A 15,428-nucleotide genomic window follows, 5' to 3' on the forward strand; every position below is an offset into this window, starting at 1 on the left:
ACAAGAAGCTAGAATGGCTGGCATCCTCTCCCACAACACAACATGACTCAAGGCACCACAATGGATGAATCCCTGCGTGCGGCAGCGCTCGAATATCACGAGCATGGTCGTCCCGGCAAAATTTCGGTCACCCCCACCAAACAGCTGTCCAACCAGCGTGACCTGGCCCTGGCCTATTCGCCAGGGGTAGCGGCGGCCTGCGAAGAAATCGTGACCGATCCCCATAACGCCTTCCGCTACACCGGTCGCGGCAACCTGGTGGGGGTCATCACCAACGGCACCGCCGTGCTGGGTCTGGGCAGCATCGGGCCCCTGGCCTCCAAGCCCGTCATGGAAGGCAAGGCGGTGCTGTTCAAGAAGTTCTCCGGCCTCGACGTCTTCGACATCGAAATCAACGAAACCGACCCCGACAAGCTGGTGGACATCATCGCCGGGCTCGAGCCCACCTTCGGTGGCATCAACCTCGAAGACATCAAGGCGCCCGAATGCTTCGAAGTCGAGCGCAAGCTGCGCGAGCGCATGAAAATCCCCGTCTTCCACGACGATCAGCACGGCACGGCCATCTGCGTCACGGCGGCCTTCATCAACGGCCTTGAAGTGGTCGGCAAAGACATTGCCCAAGTCAAGGTGGTGGTGTCGGGGGCCGGCGCCGCCGCGCTGGGCTGCCTCGAACTCATGATGGACATGGGCCTGCCGCTCGAACACATCTGGGTGTCCGACATCGAAGGCGTGGTCTACGAAGGCCGCACCGTGCTGATGGACCCGAAAAAGTCCCGTTTCGCGCAAAAGACCGACGCCCGCACGCTGGACGACATCATCGGTGACGCCGACGTGTTCCTGGGGCTGTCGGCCGGCGGGGTGCTCAAGCCGCACATGGTCAAGAAGATGGCGGCCCGCCCGCTGGTGCTGGCCCTGGCCAACCCCAACCCCGAGATCCTGCCCGCCGAGGCGCTGGCCGTGCGCGACGACGCCGTCATCGCCACTGGGCGCTCTGACTTCCCCAACCAGGTCAACAACGTTCTGTGCTTCCCGTACATTTTCCGCGGAGCGCTCGACGTCGGGGCCACCACCATTACGCGCGGCATGGAAAAAGCCGCCGTCATGGCCATCTGCAAGCTCGCGCGCGAAGAACAAAACGACGTGGTGGCCGCCGCCTACGGCCTGTACGACGTGTCGTTCGGCCCCAACTATTTCATCCCCAAACCCTTCGATCCGCGTCTCATCGTGCGCATCTCGCCCGCCGTGGCCCAGGCCGCCATGGAAGACGGCGTGGCCACGCGGCCCATCGCCGACATTGCCGGCTACGCGGGGCAGCTCGAACAGTTCGTCTACCATTCGGGCGCCTTCATGAAGCCGCTGTTCTCGGCGGCGCGCGCCATGGTGCGCGAAGGCGGCAAGGCGCGCATCGTCTTTGCCGAAGGCGAAGACGAACGCGTGCTGCGCGCCGTGCAGATCATCGTGGACGAACGCCTGGCCAAGCCCATTCTGGTGGGCCGACCCGCGGTGCTGGCGGCCCGCATCGAAAAATACGGCCTGCGCATCCGCCTGGGCGAAGACGTCGAAGTCACCAACCCCGAGCACGACGAGCGCTTCCACCAATACTGGACCACCTACTGGGAACTCATGTGCCGCCGCGGCATCACCAAAGAGATGGCGCGCGTCGAAATGCGCCGCCGCCTCACGCTCATCGGCGCCATGATGGTGCGCCTGGGCGACGCCGATGGCATGATCTGCGGCACGGTGGGCTCCTACGGCAATCACCTGCGCTTCATCGACGAAGTGCTGGGCCTGCAGCCGGGCGCCAAGACCTACGCCGCCATGAACATCCTGCTGCTCGAAGAGCGCACCCTCGCGCTCACCGACACGCACGTCAACGACTGCCCCGACGCCTCGCAGATCGCCGAGATCACGCTCATGGCCGCCGAAGAAATGCGCCGCCTCAATATCGAGCCCAAGGCGGCCCTGCTGTCGCGCTCCAACTTCGGCACGGGCAGCTCGTCGTCCGGTGAGAAAATGCGTGCGGCGCTGGCCCTGGTGCGCGAGCGCGACCCGGCCCTGGAAATCGACGGCGAAATGCATGGCGACTGCGCCCTCGACCCGGCCTTGCGCCAGCGCATCCTGCCCACCACCACCTTGCAGGGGGAAGCCAATCTGCTGGTGTGTCCCAGCGTCGATGCGGGCAACATCGCCTACAACCTGCTCAAGACGGCGGCGGGCGGCAACGTGGCGGTCGGCCCCTTCCTGCTGGGGGCCAGCGCGCCGGTGCACATCCTCACGTCCAGCTCCACGGTGCGCCGTATCGTCAACATGGCGGCACTGACGGTGGTCGATGCCAACAAACCGCGACGCGCCTGAGCGGCCTGCCATCGGCCTGGTGATGACGGGCGGTGGCGCGCGCGCCGCCTACCAGGCCGGGGTGCTGTCGGGGGTGCTGCAACTGCTCGACCCCGACTCCCGGCGCACCTTCCGCAACCCCTTCGACATCATCTGCGGCACCTCGGCGGGCGCCATCAATGCCACGGCACTGGCGTGCCGGGCGCATCAGCCACACCAGGCCGTCCGCCATCTGTGCGCCCTGTGGCAGTCGTTGTGCACGCGCGACATCTATTACGCCGACGCGCCGCGCCTGATGCGCACCGGCCTGCAGTGGCTGGGCATGCTCACCCTGGGCTGGATTCGTCCCCAGCTGTCGCGCTACGCGCCGCATTCCCTGCTCGACAACGAACCGCTGTCCGGGCTGCTGTCGCGCACGCTGAACTTCTCCCGGCTGCAGACCAATCTGCGTCGCGGCCATCTGGGGGCGCTGGCGATCACAGCCACGGCCTACACCACGGGCGAACACCTCACCTTCTATCAGGCCCGGGGCGGCATCCTGCCCTGGACGCGCACGCTGCGCCGCGCCGTGGACTGCACCATCGGCGTCGATCACCTGCTGGCTTCCAGCGCCATCCCCTTCGTGTTTCCGGCGCGCGCCATCCTGGTGGGTGACCGCACGCTGTGGTGCGGCGACGGCTCGATGCGCCAGCTGGCGCCCATCAGTCCCGCCATCCACCTGGGGGCCGAGCGGGTCTTCGTCATCGGCACCAATTATCAAGACGAGACCCAGCCACAGATCCGCGATCTGAGCCCGCCTTACCCCAGCCTGGCGCAGATTGCGGGCCATACGCTGTCGAACATTTTTCTCGACGGCGTGTCGGTCGATATGGAGCGCATGGCGCGCATCAATGAGCTGCTTGCACGAATCCCCGCAAATGGATTAAAAAGCGAGTCACTGCGGCCCATCCACACGCTGATGATCGCTCCCAGCCGTTCTCTCGACGAAATGGCGCTGGATCATCTGGACGAGCTGCCGCGGGCCGTGCATACGCTGTTTCGCGTGCTGGGGGTCTCCCCCAAGAAAGTCGAGGCGGGCGGTGGCGCACTGGCGTCGTATTTGTTGTTTGAAACAGGCTATACGAAGGACCTGATCGCGTTGGGGCGGGCCGACAGCCTGAGCCGTGCTGATGAAATCATCGCTTTTTTCAAGGAGTGGTCCGCATGAGTCTGGCCCAGATACACGAAATGTTCGCCCAAGGGGTGATTGATCCCCAGGTCGTATCCGAGCAAGACGCCCTGGCTGCCGCCACCGAGGCCGGCCTGGCCGCGTTTGTGGTGGATTGCGACCGCGCCCGCAGCCGCTCGGCCGTCTTGCGCGCGGTGGTCAAGGCCATCGACTATCCCGAATTCTTTGGCGGCAATCTCGACGCCCTGTACGACTGCTTGTGCGACACGCTGGCCGACCAGAAGACCGGCATGTTCCTGTGGTTCCGCCATCTGCATTCGGGCGACCCGGCGCTGGTCGAAGACGCCCAGGCCATCCAGGGGGTGTGCAACGACGTCGTCGAGTGGGGGCAAAACAACGAACGTCAGTTTGCTTTTGCCATCGAACACGCCGGTGCGCACCCGGCCCCCGAGCCCGGGGTCGAACCCGTGCCGTATTCGGGGCGCGAAGAATAAGCCCGCCTGCCGCCGTCGGCCTGTCGTGCCGGTGGGCCTACCACTGCAAGAGCGCGGTGGCCGCCGCCGCCATGGCCAGTCCCGCGGTTTCGGTGCGCAGCACGCGCGGGCCGAACCGCACTGCGCTCAACCCTCGCTTGCGCGCAAGCGCGAGTTCGCTCTCCGACCAGCCGCCCTCGGGGCCGACCAGCAGGCTCAGCCGCGTGTCCACGGCGCGCAGCGCCTGGGCGAAATCGGCGGGGCCGTCGGGATGGCAGAACAGGGTGGGGCCTTCGAGGGCGCCCAGGCAGTCGGCCAACGGCGCGGGGGCGTGCACCTGCATCAGGCGGTTGCGCCCGCATTGCTCGCTGGCCGCTTGCACGATGGCGCGCCAGTGGGTCAGGCGCTTGTCCAGGCGCGGGCCGCTCAGGCGCAGCACGCTGCGCTCGGCGGCGACAGGATACAGGGCGCCGACGCCCAGCTCGACCGCCTTTTCCACGATCCAGTCCATCTTGTCGCCGCCCGCGATGCCCTGCACGAGCGTCAGGCGGCCGCGCAGCTCGCAATCGCGGGGGTCGTGGCCGCCGACGTCGGCGTAGGCCGCGCGTCCGTCGGCCACCAGGGTGGCGGGATACTGGCCGCCGCGCCCGTCGAACAGGACGATGGCGCTGCCCGGGGGCAGGCGCAAGACCCGCAGCGCGTGGTGCGCCAGCGCGTCGGGCAGCACGGCGCGCGTGTGAGCCTGCAGCGGGGTGGGGCAGAAGAATCGGGCGATGGGCATGGCTGCCGGGGAATGTCCCTACGGAATGAATGTGTGGACTATAAACCGGGGCGGGCAGGGTGGTAAAATTCAGGGCTTTGCCATCCACTGAAACGGTAGGGTGCGGCAGCGTCGGCTGTCTGGCCCGCCCTTAAAGACTTATGAGCGCTTTGCCTGCCCCTGATCCCTCCATGGCCAATGCCATCCGCGTGCTGGCCATGGACGCCGTCCAGCAAGCCAATTCCGGCCACCCCGGCGCCCCCATGGGCATGGCCGACATCGCCCACGTGCTCTGGACGCGGCATTTGCGCCACAACCCGTCCGATCCGGCCTGGATCGACCGCGACCGCTTCGTGCTTTCCAATGGCCACGGCTCCATGTTGCTGTATGCCCTGTTGCACCTCAGCGGCTACGATCTTCCCATCGAAGAACTGCGCAATTTCCGCCAGCTGCATTCGCGCACGCCCGGCCACCCCGAGGTCGGCGTCACCCCGGGGGTCGAAACCACCACCGGCCCGCTGGGCCAGGGCCTGGCCAACGGCGTGGGCATGGCCTTGGCGCAGGCCCTGCTGGCGCAAGAATTCAACCGCCCCGACCACGAGATCATCGACCACAACACCTATGTGTTCGCGGGCGACGGCTGCCTCATGGAAGGCATCTCGCACGAAGCGTGCTCGCTGGCGGGCACGCTGGGCCTGTCGCGCCTCATCGTCTTCTACGACGACAACGGCATCTCCATCGACGGCGAGGTGCGCAACTGGTTTGCCGACGACACTCCGGCGCGCTTCGAGGCCTATGGCTGGAACGTGCTGCGCGGCGTCGATGGGCACGACATGAACGCCATCGACGCGGCCGTCAACCAGGCGCAGGCGCATGCCGCCGCCGGGCGCGGGCCCACCCTCATCTGCTGCCGCACCGTCATCGGGCGCGGCGCGCCCACCAAGGCCGGCTCCGAAAAAGTGCATGGCGCGCCGCTGGGGGCCGATGAAATCGCCGCCGCGCGCAAGGCCATGGGCTGGAACCACCCCCCCTTCGAAATCCCGCGCGAGGTCTACGCCTACTGGAACAACCGCGAACGCGGTGCCCAGCAGCAGTCCGATTGGCAACTGCGCTTTGACCACTACGCCGAAGCCTACCCCGAACTGGCCTCCGAGCTGTGCCGCCGTATGGCGGGCGAGCTGCCCACCGATTTCGTCCAGCGCGCCCAGGCATACGTGCTGTCCACGCAAGACAAGGCCGAGTCCATCGCCTCGCGCAAGGCCTCGCAGCAGGCCATTGGCGCTTTCGCCGAGATCCTGCCCGAAATGCTGGGCGGCTCGGCCGACCTCACCGGGTCGAACTTCACCGACTGGAAAGGCGTCACGCCCGTGCGCCGCACGGCGGGCGGCCTGCAGTGGGGGCGCCACATCAACTACGGCGTGCGCGAATTCGGCATGGCGGCCATCATGAACGGCATTGCCCTGCATGGCGGCTATCTGCCCTTTGGCGGCACCTTCCTCACGTTCTCCGACTATTCGCGCAACGCCCTGCGCATGGCCGCGCTCATGAAGCAGCGCGTGGTGCACGTCTTCACGCACGATTCCATCGGGCTGGGCGAAGACGGCCCCACGCACCAGGCCATCGAACACGCGGGCAGCCTGCGCCTCATCCCCAATCTGCACGTCTGGCGTCCGTGCGACACCACCGAAACCGCCGTGGCCTGGCAGGCGGCGCTGACGCGCCCCACCAGCATCGGCATGGCAGTGCACGACGGCGGCCCATCGGCCCTGTTGCTGTCGCGCCAGAACCTGCCCTTCGTGGCGCGCGACGCCGACAGCACGGCGGCCATCGCGCGTGGCGGCTACGTGCTGCGCGACATGGTGGGCGCGTGCGCCGTCATCATCGCCACTGGCTCCGAGGTCGAGCTCGCCTTGAAAGCGCAAGATCAGCTGGCCGCCCGCGGGGTGGCCACGCGCGTGGTGTCCATGCCCTGCACTCAGGCCTTCGATGCGCAAGACGCCGCCTGGCGCGCCTCGGTGCTGCCCGCCGACCTGCCGCGCGTGGCCGTCGAGGCCGGGGGCACGGCCACCTGGTACAAATACGTGGGCACCACGGGGGCCGTGGTGGGTATCGACACGTTCGGTGAATCGGCGCCTGCCGGCGTGCTGTTCAAACACTTCAACCTGACGGCCGAGCACATCGCCGCCACGGTCGAGCAGCTTTTGTAAAGGAGATCTCCATGACCATTCGTGTCGCCATCAACGGCTACGGCCGCATCGGCCGCAACATCCTGCGTGCCCATTACGAAGACGGTAAGAAGCACGACATCCAGATCGTGGCCATCAACGATCTGGGTGATCCCAACACCAATGCGCACCTCACCCGCTACGACACGGCGCATGGCCGCTTCCCCGGCACGGTCGAGGTCGATGGCGATCACATGGTCGTCAACGGCGACCGCATCCGCGTGCTGGCCGAACGCAATCCGGCCGAGCTGCCCTGGGGCGAGCTGGGCGTGGATGTCGTACTCGAATGCACGGGCCTGTTCGCCACCAAGGAAAAGGCCTCCGCGCACCTGAAGGGCGGGGCCAAGAAAGTCATCATCTCGGCGCCGGGCGGCAAAGACGTCGATGCCACTATCGTCTATGGCGTCAACCACCAAGTGCTCAAGGCCAGCGACACGGTCATCTCCAACGCGTCATGCACCACCAACTGCCTGGCTCCGCTGGTGCATCCCCTGCATCAGGCGCTGGGCGTCGTCAACGGCCTGATGACCACGGTGCACGCCTACACCAACGACCAGGTGCTCACCGACGTCTACCACAAAGACCTGCGCCGCGCGCGTTCGGCTACCCACAGCATGATCCCCACCAAGACCGGGGCGGCGTCCGCGGTGGGCCTGGTGCTGCCCGAACTCGACGGCAAGCTCGACGGCTATGCCATCCGCGTGCCGACGATCAACGTGTCCATCGTCGATCTGTCCTTCGTCTCGGCGCGTGAAACCACGGTCGAAGAAGTCAACGGCATCCTCAAGGCGGCGGCCGAAGGCCCCCTGAAAGGCATTCTGGCCTACAACACCGAGCCCCTGGTGTCGATCGACTTCAATCACAACCCGGTTTCCAGCACGGTCGATGCCGCGCTGACCAAGGTGTCCGGCTCCTTGGTCAAGGTGTCTTCCTGGTACGACAACGAGTGGGGTTTCTCCAACCGCATGCTCGATACCACCGTGGCCCTGATGGCGGCCAAGTAAGCCGGTTGCGGCGTTCACAGGGCGGGGCAACCCGCCCTTCGCATATCCAGACAAAAGACTTTTTATGATGATTCAGACTCTTTCGGGCCTGGCGCAGGCCGGTGCCCTGTCAGGCAAGCGCGTGTTCATCCGCTCCGACCTCAATGTGCCGCTCGACCAGGGGCGCATTACCGAAGATACCCGGGTGCGGGCGTCCGTGCCCGCCATCCGGCTGGCACTGGATGCCGACGCGGCGGTCATGGTCACCTCGCACCTGGGCCGTCCCAAGGAAGGGGTGGTGGGGCCCGAAGACTCCCTGCAGCCGGTGGCTGAACGGCTCACCGACCTGCTGGGCCAGCCAGTGCGCCTGGTGCGCGACTGGGTGGGCGGGGTGCCGGTAGTGCCTGGCGAGGTCGTGCTGCTGGAAAATTGCCGCTGCAATCCGGGCGAAAAGAAAAACGACCCCGAACTCGCCCGCCGCATGGCGGCCTTGTGCGACATCTACGTCAACGACGCCTTCGGCACGGCGCACCGCGCCGAGGCCACCACCGAAGGCATGGCCCGCTTCGCGCCCGTGGCCTGCGCCGGCCCCCTGCTGGCCGCCGAACTCGATGCCCTGGGCAAGGCCCTGCAGTCGCCGCGCCGCCCCATGGTCGCCATCGTGGGGGGCTCCAAGGTCTCCACCAAGCTGTCCATCCTGCAATCCCTGGCCAGCAAGGTCGATCAGCTGATCGTGGGCGGTGGCATCGCCAACACCTTCATGCTGGCCGCGGGCCTGCCCATCGGCAAGTCCCTGGCCGAACCCGATCAGATCGAGCAGGCGCGCGCCGTCATGGCGGCCATGCAGGCGCGCGGCGTGGAAGTCCCCATCCCCGTGGACGTCGTCGTTGCCGACCGGTTTGCCGCGGATGCTGTGGCCACGGTCAAGCTGGCTGCCGACGTCGGGCCCGACGACCTGATTCTCGACGTTGGCCCCGAGACATCGGCCCGGCTGGCCGCGCAGCTGCGTCAGGCCGGTACGATCGTCTGGAACGGCCCGGTCGGGGTGTTCGAGTTTGACGCCTTCGCCAAGGGCACCGAGGCGATCGCCCGCGCCATTGCGCAATCCGGGGGCTTCTCCATCGCCGGCGGCGGCGACACGCTGGCGGCCATTGCCAAGTTCGGCATCGCCGACCAGGTGGGCTACATCTCCACGGGCGGCGGGGCTTTCCTCGAATTCCTGGAAGGCAAGACCCTACCCGCCGTGGCCGCACTCGATCGGTAAACCCTGTTAGAATGCGCAAGGCGGGCCCCTTCGCATGGTTCGGCGGTGAACCTGGTCAGGTCGGGAACGAAGCAGCCACAGCCGTGCAGAACCAGTGCCGAAGTCAGGCTCGCCTTTCCTTTTGTTTTCTCCGGGCAGCGGCCGACTCATGAGCTATCTCGTACTGGCGCGCAAATGGCGCCCCCGTTCCTTCGATACCCTGGTTGGCCAAGATCACGTCGTGCGGGCCCTCACGCACGCCCTGTCGTCCGGGCGCCTGCACCACGCCTGGCTGTTCACCGGCACGCGCGGGGTGGGCAAGACCACGCTGTCGCGCATCCTGGCCAAGTCGCTCAATTGCGAACAAGGGGTCACGGCCACGCCGTGCGGCCACTGCCAGGCCTGCACCGAAATCGATGCGGGCCGCTACGTCGATTACATCGAACTCGATGCCGCCTCCAATCGCGGTGTCGATGAAATGACCCAGCTGCTCGAACAGGCCGTGTACGCGCCGTCCGTGGGCCGCTACAAGGTCTACATGATCGACGAAGTGCACATGCTCACCGGGCACGCCTTCAACGCCATGCTCAAGACGCTCGAAGAACCGCCCGAGCACGTCAAGTTCATTCTGGCCACCACCGATCCGCAGAAGATTCCAGTCACGGTGCTGTCGCGCTGCCTGCAGTTCAATCTCAAGCAGATGACGGTGCCCGCCATCATCGAGCACCTGCAGTTCATTCTTGGACAGGAAGACATCCCCGCCGAGGCCCAGGGCCTGCGGCTTATCGCCCAGGCGGCGGCAGGCTCCATGCGCGATGCGCTGTCGCTCACCGATCAGGCCATCTCTTACGCAGCGGGCAATCTCACGGCGGCCGCCGTGGGCGAGATGCTGGGCACGCTCGATCAGCACCACCTGGTGGCCTTGCTGCAGGCGCTGGCCGCGGCAGACGCACCCGGGGTGCTGGCGGTGGCCGACGAACTCGCTCTGCGCGGCCTGTCGTTCCAGGCGGCGCTGGGCGACCTGGCCGTGCTGTTGTCGCGGGTGGCCATCGCCCAGCGCCTGGGCCATGCCCAGGCCGACGATCCGCTGGCCGATGACGTGCAGCGGCTGGCGGGCAGCCTCAGCCCGGACGACGCGCAGCTCTTCTACGCTGTCGCCGTGCACAGCCGCCACGAACTGGCCCTGGCTCCGGACGAATACGCCGGTTTCGTCATGGCGTGCCTGCGCATGCTGGCGCTGCTGCCGCCCGACCGCGTCCCGCCCGTGCGGCTCGACCCCGTCCCCGTCCGGGCGGACGCAGCCGCAGCGGCTGCGCCCACCACTGTGCCTGCGGCGGCGGCATCTGCGGTTGCTGCCGCCTCTGTGGCGGCCCCCGCTGTGCCTGCGCCCGCGTCTGTGCTTGCGCAGGCGGCTCCCGCCGCCGCGCCCGAGGCTCTTGGCGCCCCTGCTGCCGAGCCCCCCGCGTGGGAAGCCCCCGTCCCCCCGGCCGCCGAGCCAGCGCGGGCAGCCGATCAGCCGCCGGTCGCGGCGCTGCCCGAAACATCGGGACACGGCATCCAATCGCCGAAGCGGGGAGCGTCATCGGCCGCGTCCGTCCCCCCCGCGTCGCCAGAGCAGGGTGGGCGAGTTGATGAACCGCCCGTAGCGTCCGTGGCGCTTGCGCACGAGCCCCCTGCGGCCCACGAACCGCTCGATGCGCCCCGTACGCGCCACGCAGCGCCTGCGGTGCCCGAAGCGCCTGCTCATGAGCCTCCCGAAGATGCCGCGGCGGCGTCGGAAGACTGGACGGCGGACGTGCCCGAGCTGCCGGACGACTTCGAGCCTTCCGCTTCGGCGGACGAATTCGCCCTGGACGAGGCGCCGCTGCCCGGCGCCGTGGCCGGCCTGCGCGCCGCGCCGCAGGCGGTGGACGCTCCCCCCGATCCGGCCGGCCTGACCGCCCGCGACTGGCCGGCGCTGGCGGCCGCGCTGCCCGTCACGGGCGCGGCGCGGGCGCTGGCCATGAACAGCGAATGGCTGGCGGGCGACGAACACCAGGTGCGGCTGCGCGTGGCCATCCATACCCTGGCCGAAGGCGGGGCGGCCGACCGCCTGCGCACCGGCCTGTCGGAATACTTCGGGCGCGTGCTGCGCCTGGACGTACAGTATGGCGACACTGGCGAAGACACCGCGTATGCCGTCGATCAGGCCGACCGCGCCCAGCGCCAGCAGCAGGCCGAAGCGGCGGCGGCCGACGATCCCCTGGTGCAGGCGCTCGTTACCCGTTTTGCGGCGCGCATCGTCCCGGGGTCGGTCAGGCCCGCTGCGGTATAGTCGCAGTTTCCCCGATTTTCTTCCACGTTTTACGGATACTCAGGACATCATCATGATGAAAGGTCAGATTGCCGGCTTGATGCGTCAGGCCCAGCAGATGCAGGAAAACATGAAAAAGGCCCAGGACGCGCTTGCCGAACTGATGGTCGAGGGCGCTGCCGGCGGCGGGCTGGTCAAGGTCTCCATGAGCTGCAAATACGACGTCAAGCGCGTCACCATCGATCCGTCGCTGTTCGACGACGACCGCGACATGATCGAAGACCTGGTGGCGGCCGCCTTCAACGACGCCCAACGCAAGGCCGAGGCCGCGGCGCAAGAAAAAATGTCGGCGGTCACCGCGGGCATGTCGCTGCCCGCCGGGATGAAGCTGCCCTTCTGATGGCCACCGGGCAGCCCGAACCCGAGCCGCTGCGCGCGCTCATCGAGGCCCTGCGCGGCCTGCCGGGCGTCGGGGTGCGCACGGCGCGGCGCATGGCGTACCACCTGCTGCAAAGCGATCCCGACGGCGCCCTGCGCTTGTCGGACGCCTTGCGCGATGCCGTGGGCGGCCTGCAGCATTGCGAGCGCTGCAACTCGTTTTCCCAGACGTCCGTCTGTGCCACGTGCCAGGATGCCGAGCGCGACGGTTCCGTGCTGTGCGTCGTGGAGACCCCCGCCGATCAGAACATGATCGAATCCAGCCACGGCTACCAGGGCTTGTATTACGTCCTGATGGGCCATCTGGCACCGCTCGAAGGCGTGGGGCCGGATCAGGTGCATTTCGCCCGCCTGCTGCAGCGCGCCACCGACGGGGTGGTCAAAGAGGTCATCCTCGCCACCAACTTCACCGCCGAAGGCGAAACCACGGCCTATTATCTGGCGGACATGCTGCGCAGCCGGGGGCTGACCGTCACCCGACTGGCGCGCGGCGTGCCCAGCGGCAGCGAACTCGAATACGTGGACGCGGGCACCATCGCCTGGGCGCTCATGGAACGGCGCGCCAGCTGAGCCCGCCGGACGGCGTCCGGAAGCCCGCCGCGCCGGTGGCGATACCCTGCCCGGGCATGGCGGTGCCGCGGCGTGGCGCGGATCGCGCGTTATCATGACCGGTTCGTGCTGATGCCAATAACGGAGACCAGACCATGCCGATTTCACGTCGCCAATTGCTCAAGACCGCCACGCTTGCCGGCGTGTTGGGGGCCGCACCCGCCCTCGCGCGGGCTCAGGTGACCGCGCCCGAAAAGCCCGGGCTGACCATCGCCGTGGGCGGGCAGTCGCTCATCTACTATCTGCCGCTGTCAGTGGCGCACCTCAAGGGCTATTTCAAAGAGGTCGGGCTGAACGCCCGGATCGCCGATTTCGCGGGCGGTTCCAAGGCCTTGCAGGCTGTCGTGGGCGGCAGCGCCGACGTCGTCTCGGGGGCGTTCGAGCACACCATCAGCCTGCAGACCAAGGGCCAGTTCTATCGCAGCTTCGTGTTGCAGGGCCGCGCGCCCATGATCGTACTGGCGGTGTCCAAAAAGACGCTGCCGGGCTACAAGACCCCCGCCGACCTGAAAGGCAAGAAGATCGGGGTGACGGCGCCGGGTTCGTCCACCAACATGATGGTCAGCTTCTTTCTCGCGCAGCACGGCCTCAAGCCCAGCGACGTCAGCTACATCGGCGTGGGCGCCGGGGCGGGGGCCGTGACGGCCATCCGCTCGGGCCAGGTGGATGCCATCGCCAACCTTGATCCGGTCATCAGCACCCTGGTCAAGGACGACGCCATCACGATCATTGCCGATACCCGCACCCTGAAAGACTCGCGCCAGATCTTCGGCGGCGAGATGCCCGCGGGCTGCCTGTACGCCTCGCAAGCCTTCATCGACGCCAATCCCAACACCACGCAGGCGCTGGCCAACGCCCTGGTGCGTGCCGATCACTGGATTCAGCAGGCCACGCCCGACGCTATCGCCAAGCTGGTGCCCGCCTCGTATTTGCTGGGCGACCCCGAACTCTACAAGCTGGCGCTCAAGGGCAATCGCGAGGCCTTGTCGCCCGACGGCATGGTGCCCGAGGGTGGCCCGCAGACGGCGCTCAACGCCCTGGCCGACTACGTGCCGCATTTCGACCGCACCAAGGTCGATATCTCGCGCGTCTGGACGAACCAGTTCGCCATCAAGGCCAACGAGAAGTACCCGCATGGCTGAGCCCGGCCCGATGCGCGCGCAACAGCCAGCGGCACATGCCTCGGCGGCGCTGGCGGCGTCAGGCGCCCTGGCTGCCGGTGCGCAGCCGCCCGCCCTGCATCTCGACCGGGTGACCTGCACCTTCACCTCGGGCGATGGGGTGGCGTACACCGCCATGCGCGAGGCCACGCTCACCGTGGCGGCGGGCGAGTTCGTGTCGGTGGTCGGGCCCACCGGCTGCGGCAAATCCACCTTGCTCAATATGGCGGCGGGCCTGCTGCGGCCTTCCTCCGGCTCGGTCAGCGTCTTTGGCGCGGCACTGCAAGGGGTCAACCATCGGGCGGGCTACATGTTCCAGGGCGAAGCCCTGATGCCCTGGCGCAGCGCTCTGGCCAATGTCACGGCGGGCCTGGAATTCGCCGGCGTTGCGCGCGCCCAGGCCCGCGAGCAGGGCCGCGACTGGCTGCGCCGCGTGGGGCTGGGCGGTTTCGAGAACCGCTATCCGCACCAGATGTCGGGTGGCATGCGCAAGCGCGCCATGCTGGCGCAGACGCTCATTCGCGACCCGGACATCATCCTCATGGATGAGCCCTTTTCCGCACTCGACATTCAGACGCGCCAGCTGATGGAAAACGAGGTGCTCGACCTCTGGATGGCGCGCCGCAAGGCCGTGCTGTTCATCACGCACGACCTCGACGAGGCCATTGCCATGAGCGACCGCGTGGTCGTGCTCTCGGCGGGCCCCGACACCCATCCCATCGGCGAGTTCGTCATCGACATCCCCCGGCCGCGCGACGTGGCCGAAGTGCGCATGCAGCCGCGTTTCATCGAGCTGCACCAAGGCATCTGGGCCGTGCTGCGTGACGAGGTGCTGAAAGGCTACGAACGGCAGAGAAAAGCATGAGACAGAAAACCGCGCTATCCCGCCCGCTGCTGCGGCTGCTGCAGGTATCCCTGCTGGCGGCGATCCTGCTCGTCTGGTATTGGGTCTCCCGCAACGATAACGTCGCCTTTTTCTTTGGCCGCCCGATCCAGGTGGCCGAGGTGATCTGGGCCTGGTTCGTCACCGACGCCAGCGTCTATCCCCACCTGTGGATCACGCTGTCCGAGACCGTGCTGGCTTTCATCATCGGCACCGCGGGCGGCCTGGCCTTTGGCCTGTGGCTGGGCCTGTCGCGCGGCGCCAGTGCCTTGCTCGAACCCTACGTGACGGCGGCCAATTCGATGCCGCGCGTCATCCTCGCCCCCATCTTCGGCATGTGGTTCGGCCTGGGCATCTGGTCCAAGGTGGCCCTGGCCGTCACCCTGGTGTTCTTCATTGTTTTCTTCAACGTGTACCGTGGCGTGCGCGAGGTCTCGCCCACCTTGCTCGACAACGCTCGCATGCTGGGTGCCACCCCCAGCCAACTGCTGCGTCACGTGTATGTCCCTTCGGCTACCAGCTGGGTGTTTTCCAGCCTGCACACGTCCGTGGGCCTGGCGTTCGTGGGCGCCGTGGTGGGCGAATACCTGGGCTCGGCCGCCGGGGTGGGCTATCTCATCTTGCAGGCCGAAGGCACGCTGGACGTGAACACCGTCTTTGCCGGCATCGTGGTGCTGACCATCTTTGCCCTGATTCTCGATGGCCTGGTATCCCTGGCCGAGCGGCGTTTTCTGGTGTGGCAGCCCGGCCCCGGGGCGGCCGACAAGACCTGAACGATCAGGCATACGCGCCGCCGACAGCGATCAGCGGCCCGGATCATCCAGACTGTTGGTCGCAACAAAACCCGGACGGGATGCTA

Annotated in this window: 13 protein-coding genes and 1 other RNA gene; 13 read left to right on the plus strand and 1 reads right to left on the minus strand. The window is 67.3% G+C overall.

The window, feature by feature from the left end:
* The first annotated feature begins 60 nt into the window (after window positions 1-60).
* From CCA01S_RS14015 to CCA01S_RS14025, 3 genes are read left to right on the plus strand one after another with little or no spacing between them, the layout of a single operon-like run.
* Window positions 61-2,355, plus strand: coding sequence for an NADP-dependent malic enzyme (locus CCA01S_RS14015; RefSeq protein WP_066459587.1), 2,295 nt, complete (start codon window positions 61-63; stop codon window positions 2,353-2,355).
* A complete protein-coding gene (locus tag CCA01S_RS14020; protein ID WP_066459589.1) occupies window positions 2,330-3,541 on the plus strand; it encodes a patatin-like phospholipase family protein in 1,212 nt (403 codons plus the stop codon). The genes CCA01S_RS14015 and CCA01S_RS14020 overlap by 26 nt, the downstream gene beginning before the upstream one ends.
* Entirely contained in the window at window positions 3,538-3,996 is a 459-nt protein-coding gene (locus tag CCA01S_RS14025) for a barstar family protein (protein ID WP_066459590.1), read from the plus strand. The genes CCA01S_RS14020 and CCA01S_RS14025 overlap by 4 nt, the downstream gene beginning before the upstream one ends.
* A 37-nt stretch (window positions 3,997-4,033) precedes the next feature.
* Here CCA01S_RS14025 and CCA01S_RS14030 read toward each other — a convergent pair whose 3' ends face one another.
* Window positions 4,034-4,756 carry a 16S rRNA (uracil(1498)-N(3))-methyltransferase gene (locus CCA01S_RS14030; RefSeq protein WP_066459592.1) on the minus strand — a complete coding sequence of 241 codons (723 nt, stop codon included), beginning with the start codon at window positions 4,754-4,756 and terminating at the stop codon, window positions 4,034-4,036.
* 140 nt (window positions 4,757-4,896) lie between these two features.
* Between CCA01S_RS14030 and tkt the strand changes: the two genes are divergently transcribed.
* The 10 genes from tkt to CCA01S_RS14080 all read left to right on the plus strand — a co-directional run bounded on the left by tkt (window position 4,897) and on the right by CCA01S_RS14080 (window position 15,342).
* Window positions 4,897-6,942, plus strand: coding sequence for a transketolase (tkt, locus tag CCA01S_RS14035; protein WP_066459593.1), 2,046 nt, complete (start codon window positions 4,897-4,899; stop codon window positions 6,940-6,942).
* Window positions 6,943-6,953: 11 nt separating this feature from the next.
* Window positions 6,954-7,964 carry a type I glyceraldehyde-3-phosphate dehydrogenase gene (gene gap / locus CCA01S_RS14040; protein WP_066459595.1) on the plus strand — a complete coding sequence of 337 codons (1,011 nt, stop codon included), beginning with the start codon at window positions 6,954-6,956 and terminating at the stop codon, window positions 7,962-7,964.
* A 64-nt stretch (window positions 7,965-8,028) separates the two neighbouring features.
* Complete coding sequence (locus tag CCA01S_RS14045) at window positions 8,029-9,207, plus strand: phosphoglycerate kinase (protein ID WP_066459597.1); 1,179 nt, start codon at window positions 8,029-8,031, stop codon at window positions 9,205-9,207.
* A 19-nt stretch (window positions 9,208-9,226) separates the two neighbouring features.
* Window positions 9,227-9,324: signal recognition particle sRNA small type (gene ffs / locus CCA01S_RS14050), an RNA gene on the plus strand.
* Window positions 9,325-9,355: 31 nt separating this feature from the next.
* The gene (locus tag CCA01S_RS14055) at window positions 9,356-11,500 is read left to right on the plus strand and encodes a DNA polymerase III subunit gamma/tau (RefSeq protein ID WP_066459599.1); all 2,145 of its coding nucleotides are present in this window, start codon (window positions 9,356-9,358) and stop codon (window positions 11,498-11,500) included.
* A gap of 52 nt (window positions 11,501-11,552) precedes the next feature.
* Entirely contained in the window at window positions 11,553-11,879 is a 327-nt protein-coding gene (locus CCA01S_RS14060) for a YbaB/EbfC family nucleoid-associated protein (RefSeq protein ID WP_066459600.1), read from the plus strand.
* A complete protein-coding gene (recR, locus tag CCA01S_RS14065) occupies window positions 11,879-12,487 on the plus strand; it encodes a recombination mediator RecR (RefSeq protein ID WP_066459602.1) in 609 nt (202 codons plus the stop codon). The genes CCA01S_RS14060 and recR overlap by 1 nt, the downstream gene beginning before the upstream one ends.
* 134 nt (window positions 12,488-12,621) lie before the next feature.
* Window positions 12,622-13,668 carry an ABC transporter substrate-binding protein gene (locus CCA01S_RS14070; protein WP_066459604.1) on the plus strand — a complete coding sequence of 349 codons (1,047 nt, stop codon included), beginning with the start codon at window positions 12,622-12,624 and terminating at the stop codon, window positions 13,666-13,668.
* A complete protein-coding gene (locus CCA01S_RS14075) occupies window positions 13,661-14,551 on the plus strand; it encodes an ABC transporter ATP-binding protein (protein ID WP_232305136.1) in 891 nt (296 codons plus the stop codon). The genes CCA01S_RS14070 and CCA01S_RS14075 overlap by 8 nt, the downstream gene beginning before the upstream one ends.
* Window positions 14,548-15,342 carry an ABC transporter permease gene (locus CCA01S_RS14080; protein ID WP_066459606.1) on the plus strand — a complete coding sequence of 265 codons (795 nt, stop codon included), beginning with the start codon at window positions 14,548-14,550 and terminating at the stop codon, window positions 15,340-15,342. The genes CCA01S_RS14075 and CCA01S_RS14080 overlap by 4 nt, the downstream gene beginning before the upstream one ends.
* Window positions 15,343-15,428 lie beyond the last annotated feature (86 nt).

The organism is Castellaniella caeni NBRC 101664 (assembly GCF_001592225.1).
GTDB lineage: Bacteria > Pseudomonadota > Gammaproteobacteria > Burkholderiales > Burkholderiaceae_B > Castellaniella > Castellaniella caeni.